This is a genomic window from Jiella marina (assembly GCF_024359545.1).
GTDB lineage: Bacteria > Pseudomonadota > Alphaproteobacteria > Rhizobiales > Rhizobiaceae > Jiella.
Genome location: NZ_JAKQZG010000001.1, coordinates 148,438 through 173,782 on the forward strand (window position 1 = coordinate 148,438; position 25,345 = coordinate 173,782).

The window sequence follows — 25,345 nt, forward strand, 5'->3', positions numbered from 1 at the left end:
GGGTCCCGGTGCTACCGCGCGAGCCAGCCGCCGTCGACGGCGATGACCGCGCCGTGGATATAGCCGGCTGCCGGGGAAGCGAGGAACACGGCGGTTCCGGCGATGTCTTGTGGATCCCCCCATCGCCCGGCCGGAATGCGGCCCAGGATCTCAGCGCTGCGTTTCTGGTCCGCGCGGAGTGCCTCGGTGTTGTTGGTCGCGATGTAGCCGGGCGCGATGGCGTTCACGTTGATGCCGAAGGGCGCCCATTCGTTCGCGAGCGCCTTGGTGAGGCCAGCTACGGCGTGTTTCGAGGCGGTATAGGCCGGCACGCGGATGCCGCCCTGGAAGGAGAGGAGGGACGCGATGTTGATGATCGCCCCGCCGGCATTCCTCTCGCGCAGTCCGCGCGCGAAGGACTGAGAGAGCAGGAACACCGCCTTCAGGTTGACGTCGATCACGGCGTCCCAGTCGTCTTCCTTGAAGTCGACGGCATCCTCGCGGCGAATGATCCCCGCGTTATTGACCAGAATATCCAACGGCCCGACGGCTTCCAGAGCGGCGACGCTCGCGGGAAGATTGGCGAGATCCATATGCAGCGACGCTGCCTTGCCGCCCGACGCTTCGATCGCCTCGACGGTCTCGGTGGTCGAGGAGCGACCGGCGCAAAGCACCTCGGCGCCGGCGGCCGCCATCGCTTCGGCGATCGCCCGGCCGATGCCGGTATTGGCGCCGGTCACCAGCGCACGCCGGCCATTCAGCGAAAAGAGATCACTCACCGGATCGTCTCCATCGCCACCATGTCCATGTCGGTGAAGTCGGTGTTCTCGCCGGCCATCGCCCAGACGAAGCTGTAGCTGCCGGTGCCCGCGCCCGCGTGGATCGACCAGGGCGGCGAGATCGCGCCTTCCTCGTTCTTGACCACCAGATGACGCGTTTCGGTCGGCTCGCCCATCAGATGGAAGACGCGCTGATCCTTGTCGAGATTGAAATAGAGATAGGCCTCCATGCGCCGGTCATGGACGTGAGCGGGCATGGTGTTCCAGCAGGAGCCGCCATGCAGCGTGGTGTAGCCCATGGTCAACTGGCAACTCTCGATGACTTCCGGATGGATGAACTGATTGATCGTGCGCTTGTTGGAGGTTTCGAGTTCGCCAAGATTGACCTCCCGGCTGTCCGCGGGCCGGATCAGACGCGTCGGGCAGGAGCGATGCGCCGGTGCCGAAACCAGATAGTAGCGGCCCCCGCCCGAAAAAGTGACCGGCCCGGATCCCATTCCGACATAGAGCACATCGCCCCGATCGAGTTCATGGGTCTGCCCGCCCGCAGAAACGGTGCCCGGGTCGCCGATATTGACGATGCCGAGTTCGCGGCGTTCCAGGAAGGTCGAGGTCTTCGTCACCTCCACCTTGTCGAGCACGAGGTCATTGCCCTTCGGAACCGCGGCCCCGACGACCACACGGTCGTAATGGGTATAGACAAGTCGGATTTCGCCGTCGGCGAAGAGATCGGCGACGTGGAAATGGCGACGCAACTCCTCCGTGCCCATGGTCCTGGCCTGATCGGGATGAATGGCGTGGCGGGTTTCGACACGGGTCATGAAGTTCACTCCGGAGATTTCAAAGGAAGTCGTCACGTCGGGGCGTGAAGGTGTCGATCAAACGGCCCGCCTCCAGACAGCGGCAGCCATGCATCGCATTCGATGGCACGATGAGGCTGTCGCCCGGCACCAGTTCGCGTTCTTCGCCGTCCACGATGAAGACGAACTGCCCCTTCTCGACATAAGTGGATTGGACGTGCGGGTGGTTGTGGAGCTTGCCTTCCGCGCCCGACTCGAACTCAAAGGCAACGACCATTAGCTCGGGCGCTTCGCTCAACACCTGCCGGGTCACGCCGGGATCGGTTTTCACGACTGGAAACATCTCTCGTCTCCTCAATGGAATAGCGAGGGCAGCCACAGGGACAGTGCCGGGATGTAGGTGACCAGCATCAGCGTCAGGAAGGCTGCGAAGTAGAACGGCCAGATTGATCTCACGACCGACCAGATCGATATCCCACCCACGGCGCAGCCGACGAAAAGCACGGCCCCCACGGGTGGCGTGCACAGGCCGATGCCGAGGTTGAGGACGAGGATGACGCCGAAATGCACCGGATCAACGCCGAACGCCGTGGCCACGGGCAGGAAGATCGGTGTCGTAATGACGATCAGCGGCGACATGTCCATGAAGGTGCCGAGGATCAGAAGCACGACGTTGATGAGGAGCAGAATGATGATCGGGTTGGACGACATCGCCTGCAGCATCTGGACGAGCAGCACCGGCACTTGCAGATAGGCGAGAAGCCAGCCGAACGCGTTGGCCGCGCCGATCACCATCAGAACCATCGCGGTGGTGCGCACGGAGGCGAGCGTCGCCTCGACGAAATCCGCCCAGGAGAGGGAGCGATAGACGAGGAGCGTCACGAACATCGCGTAGACCACGGCGATGTTCGATGATTCCGAAGCGGTGAAGATGCCCGAGCGCACGCCGCCGAAAATGATTGCGACGAGGACGAGGCCGGGCAGGGCGTTGGCAAACAGCCAGCCCATCGCGCGGAGGCCGGGGAACTCCTCGGTCGGATAGCCGCGGCGCCGCGCGACGAAATAGGCCGCCACCATGAGAGCGAGCGCCAGGATGAGGCCCGGCAGGATGCCGGCGGTGAAGAGATCGGCAATCGAGATCCGGCCGCCGGCGGAAATCGAATAGATGATCATGTTGTGTGAGGGTGGGAGCATCAACGCGATGATCGATCCGACGACGGTAATATTCACCGCATAATCAACGCCGTAACCGCGTTTCTTCATCTGCGGCACCATCAATCCACCGACCGCCGACGCATCGGCTGCGGCCGATCCGGAGACACCGCCGAACATCACGCTGGCGAGGATGTTCACCTGGCCGAGGCCACCGCGCAGATGCCCGACGAGCGCGCCGGCGAGAGCGACGAGCCGCGCGGCGATATTGCCGCGGACCATGAGGTCGCCCGCATAGATGAAGAAAGGGATCGCCATCAGCGCGAAGACCGACACGCCGGAATTCAGGCGCTGGAAGATGACCACCGGCGGCAGGCCGAGATAGACGATCGTGGCGAAGGAGGCGACGCCAAGGCAGAACGCCACAGGGGTCCCGATGGCCAGGAAAAAGACGAAGGTCCCGAAGAGGATCCAGAGTTCCATCAGACTTCCTCGGCCGGGTCGACTTCGCCAAAGCGTGGGGTGTGAAGGCCCGCCAGGCGGCGCAGGAGCCGCTCCAGCGAGAACAGGAAGATGAGCACGCCGCCCATGACGAGGGGGGCGAAGTTGAAGGCATCGGAAATGCCGAGGGAGGGCATGACGTTGGGCGCGGTCTTTGCCGCCAGTTCCCAGCCGTACCAGACCATGCCCGCGCCGAAGGCGCCGACGGCGAGGTCAGAAATCGAGTGAAGCCACTGGTTGATCGAGCGCGGCAGAAAATAGAGGAGAACGTCGAAGGACAGGTGATAGCCTTCGCGAATGCCGACGGCCGCGCCCAGGAAGATGAACCACCCCATGATCATGACAGAGCCCGGCTCGGTCCAGACCAGCGAATTGTTGAGCACGTAGCGCCAGAACACCTGCGCCGCGATTGCCGCCGTCATGGCGACCAGCCCGACCCCAGCGGCCCACAGTGCCAGTTTTCCCAACAGGCCTGTTGCCCCGGCCAGCTTTATCATGAAGTCCCGCACGGGGTTCACCTTGAACGAGGATGGGTTTGGAAACGAAGATGGAGAGCCGACGCATGCCCCGATCGGCAGAGCGTCAGGGTTCTTCGGTCGAGAGCGGCTCAGAATTAGATGACCAGCACGCCTCGCCTGCACGCCTCGATGTGATGCCGGCCTTCAACGCGGGACGACTTCACCAGGCGCGCGCGCTCCAAGACAAGAACCGGAGAATGGGCTCAGGATGGCGGTGGCCTTTGCCGCGATATCGGCGGCGAGTGCCGCCAGGGCGCTCCGCCACCGATATGCTCGCTCGCCGCGAAACGCACCACTCAAGGCTCCTGCCACCAAGAGCAGGTGACAGTGGGCCTCGAGCGAGCCGATGCTACTCCGTCTCCTGGATGCGCTTGACCATGTCCTTGAGCTTGTCGGAGGTGACGTACTTGTCGTAGACCGGACCCATCGCGTCGATGAAGGGTTGCTTGTCGATGTCCTTCACGACCTCAACGCCCGCTTCCACGATCTTCTCTTCCGACTTCCGCTCCTGCTCGTTCCAGGCCTCGCGCATGATCGGAACGCTGGCCTTGGCGCTCTCACGCACGGCGGCTTGCTCGTCTTCGGAAAGCGAGTCCCAGGTCTTCTTCGACATCACGAGCACTTCCGGCACGATCAGGTGCTGGTCGAGCGTGTAGTACGGGGCGACCTCGTAATGGCCCGACGTGTCGTAGGACGGCCAGTTGTTCTCGGCCCCGTCGATGACGCCGGTCTGGATCGAGGAATAGACCTCGCCATAGGGCATTGGCGTCGCGTTGGCGCCGAGGGCGCTGACCATATCGACGAACATGTCGGACTGCATGACGCGGAACTTCATGCCCTTGAGGTCGTCGATCGACTCGATGGGCTTTTCCGAATTGTAGAAGGACCGCGAGCCGCCATCGTAGAAGGCAAGGCCGACGAGGTCGTGTGGCTGGAATGCGTCGAGAATCTCCTGACCGATGGGGCCGTCCATCACCTTGTGCATGTGCTCGGTCGAACGGAAAATGTAGGGTAGGGACGGGACCTGCGTCTCGGGAACGATGTTGTTGAACGGTCCAAGCGAGACGCGGTTGAGGTCGATCACGCCGAACTGGGTCTGTTCGATCGTGTCCTTCTCCTCGCCGAGCTGCGCCCCGAAGAAGACCTCGATGCAAAGCTTGCCGTCGGTCTTTTCCTCCAGCATCTCGCCCATGGCCTTCACGGCCTCGACGGTCGGATAACCGTCGGGATGGGTGTCGGACGAGCGCAGCGTGCGCTCGCAGGCGACGGCCGCGGTTGAAGCCATGGCCAGCGCCGTGCCGGCGAGCAACCATGTTGCGAATGTGGTTCTAGCCTTCATCTGATTTCTCCTCCCAGTGAAGATGAGCCGGCTCACAGGCGGTAGGCCTGTTTCGCCAAGCGGTAGGTGAGGTCGTGAGCGACCTCGAAAGCCTCGCCTTCCCGCAGCCTTCCCGTGGCGACGAGGGTGGCGAGGTATGCGCAGTCGGAACGACGGGCGACGTCATGGCGCGCCGGGATCGAGCAGAAGGCCCGCGTATCGTCGTTGAAACCGACCGTGTTGTAGAAGCCGCAGGTCTCCGTCGTCGCCTCGCGGAACCGTTTGATCCCCTCATAGGAATCGTAGAACCACCAGGGCGGTCCAAGCCGCAGGGCCGGATAGGCGCCGGCGAGCGGTGCCAGTTCGCGCGAGAAGCTCGTCTCGTCGAGCGTGAAGAGGATGATGGTGAGATCGCGCTCCATGCCGACCGCATCGAGAAGCGGGCGCAGCGCAGCGACATAGTCGGTCTGCCGGGGGATGTCGAAGCCCTTGTCCCGGCCGTGCCGGGCCATGATGGGCGCCGAATGGTTGCGCCAGGAGCCGGGATGGATCTGCAGCACCAGCCCGTCATCGAGGCTCATGCGTGCCATTTCGGTCAGCATGTGACCGCGGAACATGTCGGCTTCGTCGGCGGAACAGGTGCCGGCAAGCGCTTTCGCAAAGAGCGCCTCGGCGGCGCTGCGGTCGAGATTTTCCGTGCGCGCCGTCGCATGGCCGTGGTCGCTGCTGGTCGCGCCGAAGGACTTGAAATAGGCCCGCCGCTGGCGGTGGGCGTCGAGATAGCCGGCAAAGCTCTGCGTATCGCAGCCGGTCATCTCGCCCAGCGTGCGGATATTCTCGGCAAATCCCTCGAATTCGGGATCGACCACGGAATCCGGCCGGTAGGCGGTGATGACCCGTCCATTCCAGTCGGAATCGCGGATGGCGGCATGCCAGCGAAGATCGTCGAGCGCCGGCTCCGTCGTGGCGATGACTTCGATGCGGAATTGCTCAAAAAGCGCGCGCGGTCGGAATGCCGGTTTGGCGAGAGCCGCGTCGATCGTATCGTAATAGAGATCGGCGGTTTCGGCTGTAAGCGGCACGTCGAGCCCGAACAGCACCTCGAAGCAATAGTCGAGCCACATGGCCGAGGGCGTGCCCCGAAAGAGATGCATGTTTTGCGCAAAGCGCCGCCAGATTGCTCGCGGATCCGTTTCCACCGGGCCGCCATCGACGCGCGGCACGCCGAGATCCGCAAGATCCATGCCCTGCGAGGCCAGCATGCGGAACACGTAGTGGTCGGGGACGACGAAGAGCTGGGCGGGGTCGGGAAAGCGCTCGTTCTCGGCGAACCAGCGCGGGTCGGTATGCCCGTGGGGACTGATGATCGGCAGATCGCGCACGCTCTCGTAGAGCGATCGAGCAAGTGCGCGTGTCTTCGCCTCGACCGGAAAGAGCCGGTCGGGATCGAGCAGTCCCATGAAACCTCCCTGTCGCCACGTCTTTCGAGGCAGCTAGTAATCTAGTATGGTACAATGGAAATGCGGTCAAGGCCGCTTCTGCATGGACTTTTCGGAACGTAAATGGCTCGTCCTTTCAATCTCCAGGCTCTCGAATATGTCCCGGCGGTTTCGGTGACCGATCAGGTCTTCGATGCGCTCTACGACCGCATCGTCGAACTCGATCTGCGTCCGGGAACGCGTCTGTCCGAGGTGGAGGTGGCACGGCAGATGGAGGTCTCGCGACAACCGGTCCGGGACGCCTTCTATCGCCTCTCGCAGCTGGGCTTTCTGCTGGTTCGTCCGCAGCGACCGACGACGGTCACCGCGATCTCGGCGCGTGCGGTACTGGAGGCACGCTTCATGCGTACGGCCATCGAACTGGAGACCGTCCGACTGGCGACGGAACGCCTGGACGAAGCGGGGTGCTCCACCCTTCGTGAAATCCTTGACCGTCAGCAGGCGGCGATCGAAGCGGATCACAAGATCGAATTCCACGCTCTGGACGACGAGTTTCACAAGGCGCTTTGCGAGATCGCAGGCGCAGGCTTCGTCTGGTCCATGATCCGGGACAAGAAAGCGCACATGGATCGCGCCCGCTTCCTGTCTCTCTCCTCCGGCGCGAAGAACGCGCTTGCCGATCACCTCCGGATCATGGAAGCACTCGAAGCCGGCAATGCTGAGGCCGCGCGCGAGCGGATGCGCGAGCATCTCTCCCGCATTGTCGACATTCTCGAGCAGATCAAAATCGAGCGCGGCGAAGACATGATCGACGAAAGCTGACTTGGAGACCCAGGCTAGCTGCTGATCAACAGGACGAGATAACTCCCCACCACGACCAGCATCGCGCGGAAGGCAAGCGCGACCAGCCGATATTTCGCCCGGCAGATGACCGCCAGTGTGCTCGTGTTCTGGAGGTAGTCGTCATAGAGAAAATCGAGATCCTCGCGCTTTCGCGCAGCGTCCAGCGTCTCGCCGGCCTGTGGCCAGGCTCCCCAGTAGAGAATGCTGGTGCCGGGACGGGATCGCGGCAGGACCACGCAGATCGCCGACACGAGTGCGACGCCGACGGCTCCCATGAGGACGAGGCTGGCGAGGAGATTGACGAGGCCCGCCGACATCAGGTGTTCCAGCGAGAAGGAACGCCGCGTCTCCGCCGACCAGACCACGAGCGCCAGGATGAAAGTGAAGATATAGGCCGCCTTCTGGTCGGCCGTTCGGATCTGATCGGCGAAAATCCGATTGGCTTCGACGAGGTGAGAAAGATGCCGCTCGGACATCGCGGGGCTCCGGTAAACGCGATTCGATCGGCAAAGCTCTAATCCTTGTCTCGGGTCTTCGCGAGACGCTTGTGTGACCGGCGCGACACATTCTTCGGAGATTGATTTGACCCAGCGTCTCGACCCCAAGTCCTTCGATTGACAGAACAAGTTCCGCAGCCGCTTCATGATGTGTCGTCATGTTCAAAGTTTTCCGTAGATGAAGTCGACGCTTTGCCGTTTCGCTCTCCTTGCCATCTCAGGTGTCGCTGCAACAGCCGTCTCGGCCGAGCCGGTGCCGCGCGCCGCACCGGCTGCCGGTACGGTGATCGCCACCAGGCTCGGTGAGGAGATCGAGCTCGTCGAAGCCCCGAGCTGGCGCGGGGTCGAGGTCCTTCAGGACGTGAAGACAGGTGACGTGCTGCGGACCAACGCGACCGGTCAACTCGCCATCCTGTTTTCCGACCAGACCCAGGTCCGTGTCGGTCGCAACTCGACGCTTCTCGTCAAGGAGCGCGTCGCCGGCGGCGACACCCGACTGGTCCTTGAACAGGGCCAGATCTTCGGGCGCGCGGCGCGGGGCGGAACCGGTGTGTTCGTCGAAACGGCGGCCGCGACGGCGGCGATCCGCGGCACCGACTGGAGCATGCAGACCGAGGGTGACCGCACGACGCTCATGGTGCTCGATGGCGAGGTGGAGTTCTTCAATCCGCAGGGTTCCGTGACGCTGAGGCAAGGGGAGGCGGCCGCGGCGACCCTCGGCCAGGCGCCAGCGCGGATCGTCATCGTCGCCGATGACTTTCACGAACAAATGCTGGTGAACCTGTCCCTCAGGGGGGCCTTTGAATCCTTTCCTGCGGCTTCGCTGCCCAATCGCTCGCTCGTTGCCGAACGCGACCGGCTCGCGGCCTTGCCGCCTTCGCGGCGAAGCGCGGAGGATCGCGTGCTGGCGGCGGAGATCGCCGCGGATCGGGACGGCAGACAGGAAGCCGAAACTGCGATCGCCGCTGCACGTAGCGTCGAACTGACGTCCGAGCAGAGCGCTCGGTTGGACCTCCTCGCGGCGAACATCGCCGGAGCGCGCCAGGACTATGTTCAGGCTGCCGATCTTTATGCGCGGGCCTTGCCGCATCTCAAGGGCGAGAAGCGGACGACGGCGACCTATCTCCTGTATTTCGCCCGCTCGCTGGCCGAACCGACGAAGGCACCGTTGCCACCCCAACCCGATCCGAACGACCGGGTTTCGGTGGTCGGCGAAGCGATCATCGCCGCCATGCTCCGCACGCCGAAAGACGCCCTGAAGGTCCTGCAGGACGCGGAGCCGCGGTTCGGCAACGATCCCGAATATGTCGCTGCGCTGGCGAAGGTGGCGATGCTGGCAGGCGACTTCGAAACGGCCCGGAAGGCAACCGAGCGCGCCTATGTCCTGGACCCGACCGATCCGGAAGTTCTCTCCGCGCGGGCCTTTTATCGGGCCAACGCCGTCTATGATCTCAAGGGTGCGATCGCGGACATCGAAAAGGGTCTGGCCGTCGCACCGGGTAACACCGACCTACTCAACGACTATGCCCTTGCACTTTCCGATCGCGGCGCAAACAAGGAGGCCGAAGCGGCACTCCTGCGCGCCATCGAGATTGACCCCGAGGACCCGATCAACCGCATCAACCTGGCGATGCTCTATCTATCGCAGGGTCGCCTCGTCGAGGCACGGCCTCTGATCGATACGATCTTTGACGTCGATCCCGCCTTCTCGCTCGCCAACGTCGCGCGCGGCAGCCAGCAAATGCTGGAGGGAAATCCAGAGGCGGCGCAGAACAGTTTCCTCAAGGCGACCACGGCCAATCCCGCTTATTCCGACGGTCTTCTGGTCCTCGGCGAGGCCTACGCCGCGACCGGCGATATCGAGCACGCCCGCCAGGCCTTCGAGGACGCCAACCGTCTCGACAAGAACAGCGTGCTGGCAGCGCAATATCTGGCCGCGCTTGCCATCGACCAGTATCAGGCGGACCAGGCGATCGACTATGCCCGAGAGTCCGTGAATCGGATCAGGGCGAGGGGCGGCGACTACCAGTCCATCCACGCCACGCGCGAGTCCGGCTCGGTCCTGTCATCGGCCTACGGGTTTCTCTCGCTTGACGCTTGGGGATCCTACTGGAGCGAGGTCGTCTTCGATCCCTTCAATTCGGTGGGCTATTTCGATCGCGCGCTTTCCGGGAGCAGCGCGCCATTCTATCTGGAGCGCGGAGACGAACTCGCGACTCCGAACCCCAGGCCGGATGCCCGCAGCCTGTCGCTGCTGACGAAGGGCATTCTGGGGGATGCGATGAGCCTTGCCGGCTCCGACCTGCGGCCATCCTTCGTCACGGCCCCCTTCTCCGAATCCTCTCTCACCGGCGGCTTCATCGGGAAGGGGGACGATATCGGCGGCATCTTCGGCGCAGGCTTCCAGTCGCTCGGCTACGATCCGCTGCCCTATTCGATGTTCATCCAGGCCAGCGGAAACCGGGTGGCGCCGGACTATGCCTTTCAGGCGGACGAAGACTATCAGGTCCTGGCGGGTTTCGGCCTTCAACTGACACCGTACGATCGAGTGGCCGGGTTCATGTCAGCGAACTGGTCCCAAGGAGACATTGCGCTGGAGACGGTGCCTGCTACCTTCGAGGATACACGCAACGACGATACGTTCGTCGGCATCCTCGGTCTCAGCCACACCTTCGGCTACGAGAACGTTCTCGATGTCGCATTGTTCGGCACGCGGAACGATGGCGTCCAGACCGCGACGCCCTTGGACCTCCTCCTTCAGGGCGTCCCAAGCCTTTACTCCGCCGATGTCCGGCAGGATCTCCTGAAGGCAAGCGCTACCCACAGGATAGGTTTCGAACCTTTCATGATCGAGTATGGTGGCGAATACGGCGGCACGCAGTCGCGCTCTAGCAGTGCCCTCTATCTCGTTCCGACGGTCCCATTCATCCAGACGGCCACCGACACGAGCAGCACCTTCGGCCGCGCCTGGATCGACCTGACGTTCGAAGCCACCGACGATCTGCGTTTCGAGGCCGGCCTGTTCGGCTCGGCCAGCGACCAGGATGGCGTTCGGGACGAACAGCTCACGCCGCGTTTCGGCGCCGCCTACATGCCGATCGACGGCCAATGGCTGCGCGCCGCCTTCCTCCGCGAAAAGCCGGACGAGGACAGCTACACGCTCGCCCCCATCGGCGTCGTGGGACTGCGCTCGAACGCCATTCCGGATAATGTCGACCGTGTGGATTCCACGATCGTGCGGCTCGACAGCGAGTGGAGCCGCCATGTCTTCACCGCGGTGGAATACCAGCATCAGGACTTTACGGATCTGAGTTTCTCGATCCCCGGCTATGTCGACGGTATCGCCGTCGACGATGCGCGGCTCGATCGTGTCGCCTTCACTGTCAACGCCTGGCTCGGCAGCGGTTTGGGCGCGTCGGCGACCGTTGCGAGAAACTGGTCCGAAGGGACTGTCGCGGACCAGACCGGTGCCATTCCCTTCGTCCCCGACTGGAGTGGAACCGCCGCGCTCACCTATGTCGACCCGAGCCGATTCAAGGTGACCGCCCGCGAGACCTATCTTGGATCGCGGACCTCCCACATTGCCGGCCGGAACCTCGACGAGGCCTTCGTGACGGATGTCTTTGGCAGCTGGGAAAGCGAGGACAGGCATCTCGAGGCGAATGTCGGCCTCTACAACGTCTTCGACCAGGAGGTCGAGGTCGCGCCATTCGTGCCGACGGCCCAACGCACCTTCCGGGCGACGCTGCAGGCGCGATTCTGATGGATCAGCGCCAGCGCAGACGTGCCGCCGGCACCGCCGTTGCGGCGTTGGCAGCGGCGCTTCTGTGCCTCGCACTCGCCACATGGCAACCGTTCCGAATGGCGGAGATGCGGGTCTTCGATATCTTCGCCACCCTCGCGCCGCCTTCGATGAGCGAGCTCGCCGCGAAGGATGACAGCGTCGTCATCGTGGCGATCGACGAGCCGTCCTTTGCCGAGATCGGATTGCGGTGGCCCTGGCCGCGCGATCTCCATGCGCAATTGATCCGCGCGCTGCGAAGGGCCGGCGTGAAGGCCATCGCCCTCGATCTGATCCTTGCCGATCCGTCGACGGCCGAAGCAGATGGGGCGCTCGCCAAGGCTCTCGGCCCGGACGTCGTGCTGGCAGCCGACGAAAGCCTGATCGAAACGCCGCATATGAGCCAGCTGATCCGCACCGAACCGCTTCCCGAATTCGTCGCGGCGGGGGCGCGGGCGGGCCTCGCCTCGGTGGTGCTCGACCCTGATAACGTGCTGCGAGGTATGCCAGCGGCGGCGGATGGATTTTCCCTTGAGACCGTCAAAGCGGCGGGCCTCTCATCCATCCAGGAAGCGCCGACGGGCGAGTTTCGGAGACGGCTTCTGATCCGCCCGATGGGGCCGGCGCGGACCTATCCGACGATTTCCTATTATCAGGCACTCGCGCCGGAGACCTTCCTCCCGCCGGACTTTCTGAAGAACAAAATCGTTTTCGTCGGTCGCAGCCTGCAGATGGCGGTCCCCGCCGAGACCGGCGGAGCGGACAGCTTCGCCACAGCCTTCACCTCGGCGACCGGCCTCCTGGTTCCGGGCGTCGAAGTGCAGGCAACGATCATGGACAATCTTCGCTACGGCCTTTCGATCGTCGAGGCCGGCCTCCCGGTGACGGGATTGTTGATCGCCATCGCAGCACTGGTGGCGGCTCTGATTGCGTGGCGTCCGGCGGATCTCTGGACGCTCGGGCTGGGGCTCGGCCTTGTCGTCTGCCTTGTCGCAATCAGTGCCGTGGCGTTCTTCTTCCTGCAGACCTTCGTCTCGCCTCTGGCGCCGTCACTTGCCGTTGCGGCGGTCATCGCGCCGCTTGCGGCCCGGGACATCACCCAGGAACGGGCGATGCGGCGCGACGTGACCCGCGCCTTCGGGCACTATCTGGCGCCCGCGCTGGTCGAACGCCTGGCGCGCGATCCTTCCGGCCTCAAGCTCGGCGGCGAAAGGCGGGAACTGACGATCCTGTTCAGCGACATCCGTAATTTCACGACGCTGGCCGAGTCGATGAAGGACGAGCCCGAGCGGCTCACCCAGCTGATCAACCGGTTGCTCACGCCGCTGTCTCAGGCCGTCCTCGACCGTGGCGGGACGATCGACAAGTTCATCGGCGACTGCATCATGGCCTTCTGGAACGCGCCGCTCGATGATCCCGATCATGCAAAAAGGGCCGTGGAAGCGGGCCTTGCCATGCTCGGCGCCGTTTCGTCGCTGAACGAAGAGCTTCGGCAGGAATTCGGGGGCGACGCGCCCAGGCTCGCCGTCGGCGTCGGGATCAACACGGGGATCTGCGTCGTCGGAAACATGGGCTCAGCGACACGCTTCGACTATTCTGTCCTCGGCGACGCCGTGAACTATGCCTCGCGGTTGGAAGGCGCCTCCAAGGAATGCGGCGTTCCGCTGCTTCTCGGTGAAGCCACCGCTGCGAAGATCACGGACAGATTGGCGCCGCTTCTTGTCGCGCGGGTCTCCGTCAAGGGCCGCAGCGGCGTCGCGCCCGTCTATACGGTGCTTTCGACCGAAACCATGGCAGACGAGAAGCGCCAGGCCTTCGACGCGGCGGTAGAGGAGATTCTGGCAGGGTGCGCACCCGACAAGGACGCGTTCAACGACGACCCGGAACTGGCCGGGCTTCTCTCGACCATTGCAAGACGGGAAGAGCGCAAGCGCGGGCTCTTGCGTCCGTTCACCCCCGAGGGGGTCGAGGCCTGAGTTCAGCATCAGATCCCGACTGCAAGGACTGGGCGCAACCCTCGTCCTCCCGGGATCGCGCACTACCGCGCCAAGTCCTGCCTGGTCCGCATTTCCGGGGGGATGGTCATCTGGTTTGCGTTCATGCGCTCGCGCGCCAACGCTTCGATCCTCGTACGCAGATCGGGATGGCGGTTGAGGAATTGGGCGAAGTCCTGCGCCGACAGGCGTAGCAGCGACGAATAGGCAATGGCGCGCACATCCGCCTGCCGACGAATGTTGAAGATGATCGCCAGCTCGCCGAAGATCTCGCCGCTGCCGAGGCGCAGCTTGACGTCTCCGCGTTCGACCTCCACCGCGCCCGACGCGATGAAGTAGGCGGCGTCGCCCGCCTCTCCCGTCCGGATCACGTTCATGCCCGGCGGCGCAAAAACCGGACGCAACTGCCGGCTGAGGTCGCGCCTTTCGCGCTCTTCGAGATCGGGGAACAGGTCGCAGCGATTGATCAGGCTCAGCGTGTCGAGGCCTAGATCGAGTTCCGGCCGCCTGGTCTGCAGGGCGCGTCGCTTCTCAAGGCCCTTGAGGACGCTGCGCTCGACCTCGGCGTTGATCACGCCGGCGCGCCGCAGGCGCTCGATCTCGGCAGCCTTGAAGGCTGTCACCGAGCGGGCAATGATCATGCGCTCCAGCCGTGCGCCGTAGGCCGGATACTGCAGCCGGATCGCCGCGATCTCCCGCTCGATGAGGAGCTGACGCTCCTTGACCGCCGCAATTGCCTCGTCCGTTGGCCGGTCTCCGAGTACCGGGCGAAGCTCCGCCTCGGCAAAGGGGAGGAGTCGATCGATGACGAGCGAGATTTCCGACAGCCGTTCGAAGCGGTCGGCAAGTCGCTTGGAGAGAAGGCGGCTGTAGCCGAAGTGCCTCTGCAGGCGGAAGCTCAGCCTGTCCAGTCGGTCGAAATCGGCCTCGTCGCGATTGGCCTTCGCATAGCCCGCCTGGCCGGCGCTGCGGATGAGATCGAGCCGCCGCCTCGCTTCGGCCGCGAGCTCCCGGGCGATCTGAGGCGCGATCTTGGCTTCGGTGAAATGTGCCAGAACGATCTCCCGCTGGCGGTTCGTCAGCGTGATCAGCGCCAGCCTCAGCTTTTCCTCATCGAGCAGGCACGCCGTCGAGGCAAAGGGATCGACCGCGAGATCCAGCGCCTCGTCGCTGTCACCCCGGGAAGTGTTCTGAAAGCGTTCCGCCATGGACCGGGCAAGCGCCTCCACCTTCAACGAGGTTGCGGACAGAGCGAGATCCCGGACGGCCCGGTCGACACCCGAAAGGACGTCGAGCCGCAGCCGCTGGATCAACAGCCGCAGCGTCGTTCCCTGAACGAACAGGGTCGCCAGCGTGTAGCCGGTGGCAATTGTTGCGACGAAGGCAGCGATGGGACGGGGGATCGCGTCATTCTCCGTCACCGACAGGGCCAGCGCCAGGGTCATCGAGCCACGGAGACCGCCCCAGATCATCACCAGCGAATAGGCAGGCGAAACGCCGCCATAAAGACCCAGGCGCGCGAGCACGGGAAAGCTCCCGAGGATCACGATCGCCCGGGCGGCAAGGGTCGCGACGAAGACGACGGCAAGGAGAAGAACATCATGAAGCGTTGCCTCACCGATCAGGCTCGGGACCAGGAGCGAGGTCATCACGAAGATCAGGATCGCCGACCAGGAGGCCAGCTGTTCCCACGTGTCGTTCAGATGGTGCCACGTCCCCCCGGCGATGCGGCCCGGCGCGTAGGTCGCAAGGGTCACGCCGGCCGAGACTACAGCGATGATGCCGGAGACCTGCAGGATCTCCTCGCCGATCCAGTAGGCGAGATAAGGCACGGCGAGACTGAGCGAGACGAAGGAGATGCGATCGTCGGCAAGCGATCGTGCCAGAAGGAGAAAGGCCTGGGCCACGAGCCATCCCAGCAAGGCCCCGCCGAGCGGCAGCAGCAGAAGGCTCGAGATGACGCCGACGAAGGACAGCGAGCCAGGGGCGGTGAGGGCGGTCGTGAAGATCAGGAAAAGCGAGATCGCCGCCGCGTCATTGAACAGGCTCTCGCTTTCGACGAGACGGGTCAGCCGCTCCGGCGCGCCGACTTCCCGGAAGATCGCGATCACCGCCACCGGATCGGTCGTCGCAATCAGCGAGGCGACCAGCAGGCAGGCGAGCAGCGGCATGCCTGCCAGCGGCCACAACGCCAGCGCTGCCCCGAAGGTCGCGACGATCACCGCCACCAGCGCGAGGATCAGGATCGGCAGAAGATCCTCGCGGATCCGATGCATGTCGACGCCGAGCGAACCCTGGAAGATCAGCGTCGGTAGAAAGACGTAGAGGAAAAGGTGCGAGCCGACCGGAAGATCGAGGATCTGCGCGGAAAAATCAGCCGGCAGCAGCGAGCCCGGATTGGCGATGGAATAAAGACAGATCGTGCCGATCGCCGTTCCGCCGGCCGCAAGAACGATCGAGACCGGCAGACGCAGCCAGCGGGCCACCGGCCGCGACAGGGAGCCGAGGGCGACGACGAGGGCCACGAGGGCAACGACTGTGGGAAGCGACATTGAGGGAACACACCACGCTTGCAGGCGATTTTGCTTTGCAGCGTGCATTACCAAAAGGCAAGTTATGCCGTGGATGTGGTCTCGTCAGGTGTGGGGCGCCGAGAGGTCGCCGGTTCGCTCCGGGGCACCGTTCGCCCGTCGGAGATATGGCAGACAGGGCAGGCGGGCCGATTCAGGCCGGCGCCGCCTCCGCCCTTTGCGTTACAGCATCAGGCGTCCGCCCGTCACCGCAATCACCTCGCCGGTCACGTAGGTGGAATCGTCCGAGGCGAGATAGACATAGGCCGGCGCGAGTTCTGCCGGCTGGCCGGCGCGGCCGATTGGCGTGGAGGAGCCGAAGGACTTGATCTTCTCGTCGGTCATGGTCGCCGGGATGAAGGGTGTCCAGATCGGTCCGGGTGCGACGCCATTGACCCGGATACCGCGATCGATCAGCCGATGGGCAAGGCCACCGGTGAAATTATAGATCGCGCCCTTGGTCACGGCATAGGGCAGGAGGCCCGCGGAAGGATCGCTCGCATTGATCGAGGTGGTGTTCACGATGGTCGCACCGGGCTTCATATGCTTCAGCGCCGCCTTCACCATGAAGAACATCGAATAGACGTTGGTGCGGAAGGTCACGTCGATCTCTTCGGCCGAAAGCTCTTCGAAGTCGGCGATCACCTTCTGATGCGCCGCGTTGTTGACCAGAACGTCCAGGCGCCCGAACTCGGAGGCGGCGCGCTCGACGATCGCAAAACAGTGGCCCTCGTCCTTCATGTCGCCGGGCATCAGCACGCAGCGCTTGCCGGCTTTCTCGACCCAGCGCTTGGTTTCCTCGGCATCCTCGTGCTCGTCGAGATAGGACACCAGCACGTCGGCGCCTTCACGGGCAAAGGCGATGGCGACCGCCCGACCGATGCCGGAATCACCACCCGTGACGATCGCGGCTTGGCCATCGAGCTTGCCGGAACCCTTGTAGCTCTCCTCCCCATGATCGGGTTTCGGATCCATCGCTCCCGTGGTGCCGGGTAGCGTCTGCTTCTGTTCGGGCTGGGGCGGCTGCGGGTAAGCCGTGCGGGGATCACGGGCCATCTTGCGGTCCTTTCTGGATTTTGCGGGCGCCATGCACTGCATTGAGGCGGCGCCTCATTTCATCCTCGCAAATCCCGGGGCGCAGCAGGCGTTCCTCGCCGATCCATCAGCGGTCGCGCGAATTTGGTGGCTGGCCACCAAGCCGGCGGTTTGCAAAGCGATCGATCGCTCAGAACGGGCTTGGACCGGCTCAAGGCCGTGCGACGTCTTCAAAAGACACGTTCGAGACATCGCCAATGGGATCGTCGAGTTCGCAACGCACGCAAACGCGGCCATCAGCCTGACAAAAGCAGACTCTTATCGGTATAGCGGGCGGATCGCCGGGAGGCGCCGCCGTCGCATTCACCGCCGGTGGCGGCGTCGTATCCTCAGCGCAGCCGGCGCAGCCTTTCAGACATCAGCGCGTCCAGGCGCTCCGTGGCCTGGCACATCGCCTCGGCCTCTTCGTCGCTGACACCGCGAAGAATGTAGAACTCCACCTCGGCCCAGAGCTCCTCCACCTGCTTGCGCACCTCGTTTCCCTTCGGTGTCAGGTGGACGATGGTGTGGCGGCGATCGGAGGGACCGTTGGACCGGCGGACCAGCCCTGCAAATTCAAGGCGATCGAGCATCTTCGATGCCGTCGAGGACCGTACGCCGAGAGTATCTGCCAGCTCCGAGACAAGGACGGGTGGCCCATCCTCGGGCAAGGCCATCAGCATGTGATCCTGGCCGGGATGGAGGCCGATCTCGGCGAGCCGCAGGGTGATGAGTGCGCGCCCGCTCTTCATGATACTCACCAGCGATGGAACGAAGCCCCGCGCAGCCGGGCGAGCTTCGGCCTGTTCGAGAATCTGATGGTCGTTCATATCCATGGTTCCTTGCCCCTTCGAAACAAGTGTTCAACTCGACATCCGCCCCGGATTGGGGCGACGACTGAATCAAGTTCCCATGAAAACAAGGTCTCCCGACCTGTGTGGTTCCCTATACGATTTAAGAAATCCGACCGAAAATTATCCTACTTTATATTATGTGATGGGTACTAGGACACCGCTTTTTGGGCACGCCAACTTGGTACGATCTTGGCTGAAACGCCGTCAAGCGCGGCCGTCGGATGCCTGCAGTGCAATTCGAATCTGTGCCGTCCGCGTGCATCGGGCGAAGCAAAGTCACGTCTGACTTCGAGGACCTTCGGTTGCGTATGAGGTCCCTGCGGTTGGGGCTATCGATTTGAAATCGTTCTCAGACTCTCTGCCAGAGCCTCCGGATCGAACGGTTTCTGCCACCGAGGCATATCGCGGTAGTGATCCGGCATCCCGCCCGGATCGTAGCCTGTCGTGAAGACGAAGCCGACGCCGCGACGGGCAAGCTCATCGGCGATTGGATAGACGGACTCTCCCTGAAGATTGATGTCGAGGACGGCGAGATCTGGTATCACCTCTTTCTCGATCAGCAGGCGAAGCGCCTCCGGGGCCGAGGCGAACGGACCGACCACCTCGGCGCGAAGACTTCGCAACGCCCGGCATATGTCGTCGGCAATGAAATACTCGTCTTCGACGACGAGCACGCTCAGGCCCGCCAAGCTGATACCGGCTTCGTCTCTGGCCAATTCGTTCTCCGTGTGTCGCTGTCTTCACCCGGTTGGACATGGTGAGACAAGAACTCCGACTTGCCGTGCCCGGCGCATTTCACCGCGCCGGATACCAAGGGGAATTCTTGTTCTAGAGTGCTGGAATTGCAGGGCCTAGCCGAAAGCGATCTGCAAAAAAAATGTACTAGTTAAAATGCGGTCGGCCACCGGCCAGATATCAGGCGTGACATGCATCATGAGGCCTTGTCACGATGAGCATCCGACTCGTTCGAAAGCTCAGCCAGTTCACACCATTGTCAAACGGAGACGCGCAGGCCCTCAACCGGCTTAGCGAGGCGCGGCTTCGTCTTTATCAGCCCCGTGACACGATCATGCACGAGGGTGAGCCGCCCAAGGTGATCAACCTCTATTTGGATGGCTGGGCCTATCGCCACAAGGACCTCGCCAACGGCAAGCGACAGATCACGTCGATCTTCGTGCCGGGCGATCTCTGCGACGTCAACGTCTTCGTTCTGGACAGAATGGACCACAGCGTCTCGGCTCTGACATCGGTCGCTGTGGCCGAGATCTCGCGCAGCGCATTTGAACAACTGATCTCCGAGCATCCGCGCATCGCCCAGGCGCTCTGGTGGGAGACGCTCGTCACGGCCGCGATCCAGCGGGAGTGGACGACCAATCTCGGACAACGCGACGCCGCGGAGCGCATCAGCCATCTGTTCTGTGAATTGTTCGTGCGTCTGCAATCGGTCGGACTGACGTCCGGCAACAGCTGTCCGCTACCCCTGTCCCAGGCCGAGATCGGCGAAACGACCGGCCTGACGATCGTTAGTGTCAACCGCGTGCTGCAGGATTTCCGCCGGACCAAGCTCATCGCCCTGAAGCGCAAGACGCTGACGATCCTCGACTTCGAGGCGTTGAAACAACGCGCAATGTTCAACCCCAACTACCTGCATCTCGGCCGCACCGACCACGCGTTCTCTACAGAAGGTGAGGAAAGTACGGGACTGCCGAGCCAAGACGAAGAGACGGACGAGTGAGGCCTTCGAAGGCGTTCTCAACCAGGCTTCCCGCAATGCGCAGATCGGGAGGGGAACTGGCGCCACACGTTGACGAAATCCGCTCGGTTCTTTCTCCTGACGATAGCGAGAACCCACATGCCTGCCCTTCGTTCGTCTAGCTGGCGCCTGGAAAAGCTTTGAGAATTTCGGAATTTAGAAGCTTTGCCATGCGTCCGAAATCGCATCGAGCGCGTTATCGATCGGAAAAGCGCCACCACGCATTCCCGAGCGAATATCGGGACGCTGGCGAAGAGTAGAAGGCACAGGGCAGGCGAAGTCCTCGTCACGACAGGGAGGCCGCCATGATTGAAACTCAGGCGGACATCGCAAAGGCCATCACGATGCGCGAACTCATCTCGGCCTATGACTGGCAATCCACTTCGCTGGGTTCCCTTCCGTCCTGGCAGCCCGATCTCAGGATCGCGGTCGATCTGATCCTCAATTCTCCACTCGCCATGGCCGTGTTGTGGGGGCGAGACCTGATCCAGATCTACAACGACTCCTACCGTTCCGTCATGGGCGACAAGCACCCGGCCGGGCTGGGTCAACCGGTACGCGATTGCTGGCCGGAAAGCTGGGCTTTCAGCGCGCCGATCTATGAGGGGGTCTTCCACGGTGAGACGCGCACCTTCAAGGACCAGAAGCTTCGTTTCGATAGAAATGGCGATCCGGAGAACTCCTGTTTCGATCTCACCTATGGCCCGATCATGGAGAAGGGCGAGGTAGGCGGGGTGCTGGTGACCGCGGTCGAGACGACCGGAAGGCGCTCGGCGGAACTGCAGCAGAAGCAGAGCGAGGGGCGTTTTCGCCTGATCGTGGAGAATGCGCGAGACCATGCGATCTTCACGACCGATGTCCAGGGTCTCGTCACCGATTGGCATGGCGGCGCCGAGGAGATCTTCGGCTACGAGGCCAAGGAAATCCTCGGGCAAGATTCGGCGCTCCTTTTCACTCCCGAGGACCGCAATGGGGAGGTGCCGCGCGAGGAACTCGAGGACGCCGCGCGGGATGGGCGCGCGCCGGATGTGCGATGGCATTTGCGCAAGGACGGAAGCCGGGTCTTCATCGAAGGCAGCGTCAGCGCCCTCAGAGGTCCGGGCGGCGAACTGCAGGGCTTCCTGAAGATCGGTCAGGACGTCACGGCCCGTCGCCAGGCCGAAAGGGAGCTTCGTCAGAGCCGCCGTGACATGCAGGCTCTGATCGAGGGGATCCCGCAGCTCGTCTGGCGGGCCGACTCCGCCGGAGACTGGCTCTGGGCCAGCCCGCAATGGACGCGCTTTACCGGCTTGTCGAACGAGGTCAGTCGGGGTGAGGGATGGTTGCAGGCTGTCCACCCGGATGACCGGGAAACCGCCCGCACCGCCTGGCGACGGGCTATGGAAAAACGCAGCTTCTCGGCCGAGTATCGGCTACGCGAGGCTCGCAGCGGCGGGTTTCACTGGTTCAGCACGCGCGCGATGCCGACATTCCTGGAAGATGGGCAGATCGGCGAGTGGTTCGGGACATCGACGGATATCGATGACTTGCGCAAGCTCGAGCAGAACCAGCGCATCATGCTCGGCGAACTGCAGCATCGCGTGCGCAACACCCTGGCCGTCATACGTTCGATCGTCCGGCGGACCGCGGAAACCAGCGAAACGGTCGAGGACTATGCGATGCATCTCGAGGGCCGCATCGATGCGTTCAGTCGCGTCCAGTCGGCCCTGACCCGCAATCCGACTGAAGGTGTTTCGCTCCTCGAACTGGTCGCGGAAGAACTCATCGCGGCCAGTGCGCGGGAGGGTGAGGACTTCGTCATCGATGGACCTGAGATCTGGCTTCCGCCGCATATTGCGGAGACGTTCGGCCTTGCCCTCCATGAACTCGCAACGAACGCGCTGAAATATGGCAGCCTTGCAAACTCTGGTGGCCAGGTACATGCTAGCTGGACAATCGAGAAGACCGAACGATGCCGCACGCTGCAGTTCGAGTGGAAGGAAAGCGGTGTCGCGAATGTCGAAAGGCCGGCCCGATATGGATTCGGGTCAGAACTCTTGTCCAAGACATTGAAATACCAACTGGGCGCCGAAACGACACTCGATTTGTCGCCGGACGGTCTGCATTGTCGCATCGATCTGCCGTTGCCGTCGAAGTCATGACATAGGGTAGCCGAGACCTAATAAACCATGTTCCGATTTGCGCGCAGGAACGTATGCATCGAGTAACGACTCACCGCCAACACCTGGCTGGTGAAGAACACGCGCCACTGGAGCATCATTCTCCGTCTTGAGGTACACGGCCGCCGCCAAGTTCAACTCGCAAAAAGGGCAGCCATGTACAATCCACTGCTTAGAAAGCTGAGCCGCGCGATTGATTTGACGGCCGAGGACGAAAAGCTCCTGAACGAGGTCATCGGGGTGCAACGCGGCGTGGAAGCCAGACAGGATATCATCCAGGAAGGAGATCGACCGGAAGAGGTTCACCTCATCGTTCAGGGCTTCGCCTGCCGCTACAAGCTTCTGCCGAACGGGGAACGACAGATCGTCGCGATCCTCATTCCGGGTGACTTCTGCGATCTGCATGTGGCGATCCTCGGTGAAATGGACCACGGGATCGCAACGCTTTCGCGCTGCAAGGTGGTCCACATCCCCCGGAAGACGATCGACGAACTGACTCGCAATCATCCGCGGATCACCCATGCCCTGTGGTGGGCGACGCTCGTGGACGAGGGGATCCTCAGGGAATGGATCACCAATCTCGGTAGGAAGCCCGCCGAGCGTCACATCGCCAGCCTGATGTGCGAGCTGTATCTGCGGCTCAAGTCGATCGGTCTCGTGAGCGACCACACCTTCGAACTGCCGATGACTCAGCAGGAGGTGGCAGATGCCGTGGGGATCTCGATCGTTCATGCCAACCGGATGCTGGCGGAACTGCGCGAGCGCGGACTGGTGGCCTTCCAGGGAAGGCGGGTCCGTATCACCGACATCGACGAACTGGTCGCCTTTGCCGGTTTCAACCAAAACTACCTGCACTTGACGCGTCGAAACAATCCCGAGAATGGCCAGCGAATTGTCCATGATCAGGGACGGGAACAGGGAACGTAGGCTGCCACTGTCGAGCCCTTCATTTCGTCAGCGGCGTCTTGCATCCCTATCATCCCGCATCGGAGCATTGTGATGCCGCTTTATTATTTCGACGTTCTAGACGGCGAGCGGTTCATCCGAGATGAAACCGGCCACGAATGCGCAGATGTCGCCGCTATTCGGCGAGCGGCAATCGAATCGCTTCCCGGTATGGCTTCCGACGTCATGCCGGATGGCGATCGCCACAGCATCGCCGTCAAGGTGCGGGACGGAGACGGCGTCTATGTCTACGAAGCAGCGCTGACGCTGAACGCGGGACCTGTCGACCGATAAGTTAGCCCGAATTTGCGAAAAATCGCCTTATTTTTTGTCATGCTTGAATAAAAATCGCCCTCTGCGTGCCAAGCTTTTAACTGTTTAGCAGTGGATGTGTTTGCCATGTGCCCAGCTTGTCTTCTCACGACGAGAAGGGGCACGATCATGAAGATTCACTTGGAACGAGAGATCCATGACGCGATCGAAGAAGCACGTCTGGCAGGGGTGCTGATCTTTCGCGATGCCAGTGCGGGGATTCTCCGCCATTTCGGCAAGACACCCGATCCCGAGTTGAAGGCATTGATCGAGCGGCGAATTCTGAGTGAGGCCCGCCAGCGCGGCATCCCGGTGCTCTTCGCTCCGTCGTCGGGCTCGGCTCCCTCGACCCGACAGGAACTCGCATCCTGAACCGCTGATCCAGGACGGAATGACGCTCTCTCCGATGCCGCCGTCTCCGCCATCGAGAAGCGCGGTCCACATTCCTGTTTCCCTCTATGCTTGGCGCAATGATAGTCTGCCGCTCTGACGGGGAGACGGCGATGAAGGATGCGGAGGTCAATCGCGAGAGGATGGTGCGGCTCATCGCCTCGCGCGGCGTTCGCGACGCACGCGTCCTTGCCGCCATGTCCGAGGTGCCGCGCGAAGCCTTCGTCAGGCCCGACCTGATCGACTTCGCCCATGAGGACGCGCCGCTCTCGATCGGCGAAGGTCAGACGATTTCACAACCGACCATGGTCGCTCTGATGCTCGAAGCCGCCCGGATCGGCCCGAAGGACAGGGTCCTCGAAATTGGCGCCGGTTCCGGCTATGCGGCCGCCGTCATCAGCCGTCTGGCGCGGGAGGTCCATGCAATCGAGCGCCTTCGCTCGCTTGGCGAGAAGGCGGCCGAGAGCTTTCGTCGCCTCGGTTATGAGAACATCGATCTTGCGATCGGAGATGGCACGAAGGGACGACCCGACGCCGCTCCCTATGACGCCATCGTGGTCTCCGCCGCAGCGGAGCGAATGCCGGACTCGCTGAAGGACCAGCTTGCGATTGGCGGGCGCCTGATCATCCCGGTGGGTGATCGTGGCAGACAGACTCTCAAGCGGATCACTCGGCTGACCGAGCATCGCTTTGACGAAGAAATTCTCGCGAACGTCCTGTTCGTTCCCCTGATCGCGGATGAGGAACCGCCGGAACCCGGACGAAGAGACGATCCCTGACGGCTCAGCTGGGGCGTTCGGAGATGCCGCCGTTTCTGGCCGACCAATCGAGCGGCGCCTTCAGGAAGCTTTCGACCTCGGCCAGGGTCTGCGGAGAAAAGCGCTCTTCCTCCTGGCAGACACGCAGCACGTCCCACCAGGTCGCGAGATAGTGCAGCCGCATGCCGGCAGCCTGCAGGCGCTCGGGCGTATCGGGAAAGATGTCGTAATAGAAGACCGCGAAGGTGTCGGTCACGTTGGCGCCCGCGCGGTTGATGGCCTCGGCGAATTTCACCTTGCTGCCGCCGTCCGTCGTCAGATCCTCGACGAGAAGCACCCGGGCACCCTCGGCGAGCGCGCCCTCGATCTGGGCGTCGCGACCGAATCCCTTCGGCTTCTTGCGGACATACTGCATCGGAAGGCCGAGCTTGTCGGAAAGCCACGCCGCAAAGGGAATTCCGGCCGTCTCGCCGCCGATGACGGTGTCGAACTGTTCGAAGCCGGCACCGCGCAGGACGACCGATGCGGCGAAGTCCATGATCGCGGCGCGGATGCGCGGGTAGGAGATCAGCTTGCGACAGTCGATATAGACCGGGCTCGCCAGACCGGAGGTGAAGGTGAAGGGCTGATCGGCCCGGAAATGCACGGCCTCGATCTCCAGGAGCATCCTGGCCACCGTGTCGGCAATCAGCGTGCGGTCGGGAAACGTATTGGAAAACATCGTCGCGGCCTGTTCGTTTGTCGGCTTGTCTGGCTGGCAGCTTTTCGCATGCTTTGGCAAGCGTGCAAGCGATATTCCAGTCGCCTGCCGCCAATCCAATGCATCGCCGCAGCTTTGGCACGCGATCCGAAGCGGGGCGCCGGGCAAACTTTTTTGCGAACCACCTTGACATTCCGGCCCATAGTCGCCCCGTTATTCAGAGGTCGTC

General features: G+C 62.9%; 22 protein-coding genes. 9 read left to right on the top strand and 13 right to left on the bottom strand.

The features are described from left to right. Nucleotides 1–11: 11 nt before the first annotated feature. The 7 genes from kduD to uxaC form a co-directional block, all read right to left on the bottom strand. A complete protein-coding gene (gene kduD / locus MF134_RS00700; RefSeq protein ID WP_255337473.1) occupies nucleotides 12–758 on the bottom strand; it encodes a 2-dehydro-3-deoxy-D-gluconate 5-dehydrogenase KduD in 747 nt (248 codons plus the stop codon). Then, nucleotides 755–1,579: a 5-dehydro-4-deoxy-D-glucuronate isomerase gene (gene kduI / locus MF134_RS00705; protein ID WP_255337474.1), complete on the bottom strand. Its 825-nt coding sequence runs from the start codon at nucleotides 1,577–1,579 to the stop codon at nucleotides 755–757. The genes kduD and kduI overlap by 4 nt, the downstream gene beginning before the upstream one ends. A 19-nt stretch (nucleotides 1,580–1,598) precedes the next feature. After that, the gene (locus MF134_RS00710) at nucleotides 1,599–1,901 is read right to left on the bottom strand and encodes a cupin domain-containing protein (RefSeq protein ID WP_457589923.1); all 303 of its coding nucleotides are present in this window, start codon (nucleotides 1,899–1,901) and stop codon (nucleotides 1,599–1,601) included. Between the two features lie 11 nt (nucleotides 1,902–1,912). Next, complete coding sequence (locus MF134_RS00715; RefSeq protein WP_255337475.1) at nucleotides 1,913–3,193, bottom strand: TRAP transporter large permease; 1,281 nt, start codon at nucleotides 3,191–3,193, stop codon at nucleotides 1,913–1,915. Further along, the gene (locus MF134_RS00720) at nucleotides 3,193–3,708 is read right to left on the bottom strand and encodes a TRAP transporter small permease (protein ID WP_255337476.1); all 516 of its coding nucleotides are present in this window, start codon (nucleotides 3,706–3,708) and stop codon (nucleotides 3,193–3,195) included. The genes MF134_RS00715 and MF134_RS00720 overlap by 1 nt, the downstream gene beginning before the upstream one ends. A 370-nt stretch (nucleotides 3,709–4,078) precedes the next feature. Continuing rightward, on the bottom strand, nucleotides 4,079–5,068 hold the full coding sequence (locus MF134_RS00725) for a TRAP transporter substrate-binding protein (protein WP_457589924.1): 990 nt from the start codon (nucleotides 5,066–5,068) through the stop codon (nucleotides 4,079–4,081). A 32-nt stretch (nucleotides 5,069–5,100) separates the two neighbouring features. Beyond that, entirely contained in the window at nucleotides 5,101–6,507 is a 1,407-nt protein-coding gene (gene uxaC, locus MF134_RS00730) for a glucuronate isomerase (RefSeq protein WP_255337477.1), read from the bottom strand. Nucleotides 6,508–6,609: 102 nt separating this feature from the next. Here uxaC and MF134_RS00735 point away from each other — a divergent pair, with 102 nt between their 5' ends. Further along, a complete protein-coding gene (locus tag MF134_RS00735; protein ID WP_255337478.1) occupies nucleotides 6,610–7,308 on the top strand; it encodes a GntR family transcriptional regulator in 699 nt (232 codons plus the stop codon). A gap of 14 nt (nucleotides 7,309–7,322) precedes the next feature. On the opposite strand, the gene MF134_RS00740 is transcribed toward MF134_RS00735, so the two are convergent. Continuing rightward, nucleotides 7,323–7,805 carry a Pycsar system effector family protein gene (locus MF134_RS00740; RefSeq protein WP_255337479.1) on the bottom strand — a complete coding sequence of 161 codons (483 nt, stop codon included), beginning with the start codon at nucleotides 7,803–7,805 and terminating at the stop codon, nucleotides 7,323–7,325. A 199-nt stretch (nucleotides 7,806–8,004) separates the two neighbouring features. On the opposite strand from MF134_RS00740, the gene MF134_RS00745 reads away from it, so the two are divergent. Then, complete coding sequence (locus MF134_RS00745; protein WP_255337480.1) at nucleotides 8,005–11,589, top strand: FecR domain-containing protein; 3,585 nt, start codon at nucleotides 8,005–8,007, stop codon at nucleotides 11,587–11,589. Further along, nucleotides 11,589–13,583: a CHASE2 domain-containing protein gene (locus MF134_RS00750; protein WP_255337481.1), complete on the top strand. Its 1,995-nt coding sequence runs from the start codon at nucleotides 11,589–11,591 to the stop codon at nucleotides 13,581–13,583. Before MF134_RS00745 ends, MF134_RS00750 begins: the two co-directional genes overlap by 1 nt. 62 nt (nucleotides 13,584–13,645) lie before the next feature. On the opposite strand, the gene MF134_RS00755 is transcribed toward MF134_RS00750, so the two are convergent. From MF134_RS00755 to MF134_RS00770, 4 genes are all read right to left on the bottom strand, one after another. Then, the gene (locus tag MF134_RS00755; RefSeq protein WP_255337482.1) at nucleotides 13,646–16,153 is read right to left on the bottom strand and encodes a cation:proton antiporter; all 2,508 of its coding nucleotides are present in this window, start codon (nucleotides 16,151–16,153) and stop codon (nucleotides 13,646–13,648) included. Between the two features lie 201 nt (nucleotides 16,154–16,354). Further along, nucleotides 16,355–17,227, bottom strand: a complete 873-nt coding sequence (locus MF134_RS00760) for an SDR family oxidoreductase (RefSeq protein WP_255337483.1) — start codon at nucleotides 17,225–17,227, stop codon at nucleotides 16,355–16,357. Nucleotides 17,228–17,595: 368 nt separating this feature from the next. Beyond that, nucleotides 17,596–18,075 carry a MarR family winged helix-turn-helix transcriptional regulator gene (locus MF134_RS00765; protein WP_255337484.1) on the bottom strand — a complete coding sequence of 160 codons (480 nt, stop codon included), beginning with the start codon at nucleotides 18,073–18,075 and terminating at the stop codon, nucleotides 17,596–17,598. Between the two features lie 353 nt (nucleotides 18,076–18,428). Next, nucleotides 18,429–18,815, bottom strand: a complete 387-nt coding sequence (locus MF134_RS00770; protein ID WP_255337485.1) for a response regulator — start codon at nucleotides 18,813–18,815, stop codon at nucleotides 18,429–18,431. Between the two features lie 233 nt (nucleotides 18,816–19,048). Between MF134_RS00770 and MF134_RS00775 the strand changes: the two genes are divergently transcribed. The 6 genes from MF134_RS00775 (at nucleotide 19,049) to MF134_RS00800 (ending at nucleotide 24,437) form a co-directional block, all read left to right on the top strand. Further along, nucleotides 19,049–19,834 carry a Crp/Fnr family transcriptional regulator gene (locus tag MF134_RS00775; RefSeq protein WP_255337486.1) on the top strand — a complete coding sequence of 262 codons (786 nt, stop codon included), beginning with the start codon at nucleotides 19,049–19,051 and terminating at the stop codon, nucleotides 19,832–19,834. Between the two features lie 323 nt (nucleotides 19,835–20,157). Further along, on the top strand, nucleotides 20,158–21,993 hold the full coding sequence (locus tag MF134_RS00780) for a PAS domain-containing sensor histidine kinase (protein WP_255337487.1): 1,836 nt from the start codon (nucleotides 20,158–20,160) through the stop codon (nucleotides 21,991–21,993). A gap of 90 nt (nucleotides 21,994–22,083) precedes the next feature. Next, complete coding sequence (locus MF134_RS00785; RefSeq protein WP_255337488.1) at nucleotides 22,084–22,938, top strand: Crp/Fnr family transcriptional regulator; 855 nt, start codon at nucleotides 22,084–22,086, stop codon at nucleotides 22,936–22,938. 72 nt (nucleotides 22,939–23,010) lie between these two features. Continuing rightward, nucleotides 23,011–23,250, top strand: coding sequence for a DUF6894 family protein (locus tag MF134_RS24175; protein WP_457589925.1), 240 nt, complete (start codon nucleotides 23,011–23,013; stop codon nucleotides 23,248–23,250). A 147-nt stretch (nucleotides 23,251–23,397) separates the two neighbouring features. Beyond that, nucleotides 23,398–23,640 (top strand): hypothetical protein, encoded by a 243-nt coding sequence (locus MF134_RS00795; protein WP_255337490.1) that lies wholly within the window; start codon nucleotides 23,398–23,400, stop codon nucleotides 23,638–23,640. 131 nt (nucleotides 23,641–23,771) lie between these two features. Then, nucleotides 23,772–24,437, top strand: a complete 666-nt coding sequence (locus tag MF134_RS00800) for a protein-L-isoaspartate(D-aspartate) O-methyltransferase (RefSeq protein ID WP_255337491.1) — start codon at nucleotides 23,772–23,774, stop codon at nucleotides 24,435–24,437. A gap of 4 nt (nucleotides 24,438–24,441) precedes the next feature. Here MF134_RS00800 and MF134_RS00805 read toward each other — a convergent pair whose 3' ends face one another. Next, nucleotides 24,442–25,137: an orotate phosphoribosyltransferase gene (locus MF134_RS00805; RefSeq protein WP_255337492.1), complete on the bottom strand. Its 696-nt coding sequence runs from the start codon at nucleotides 25,135–25,137 to the stop codon at nucleotides 24,442–24,444. Nucleotides 25,138–25,345 lie beyond the last annotated feature (208 nt).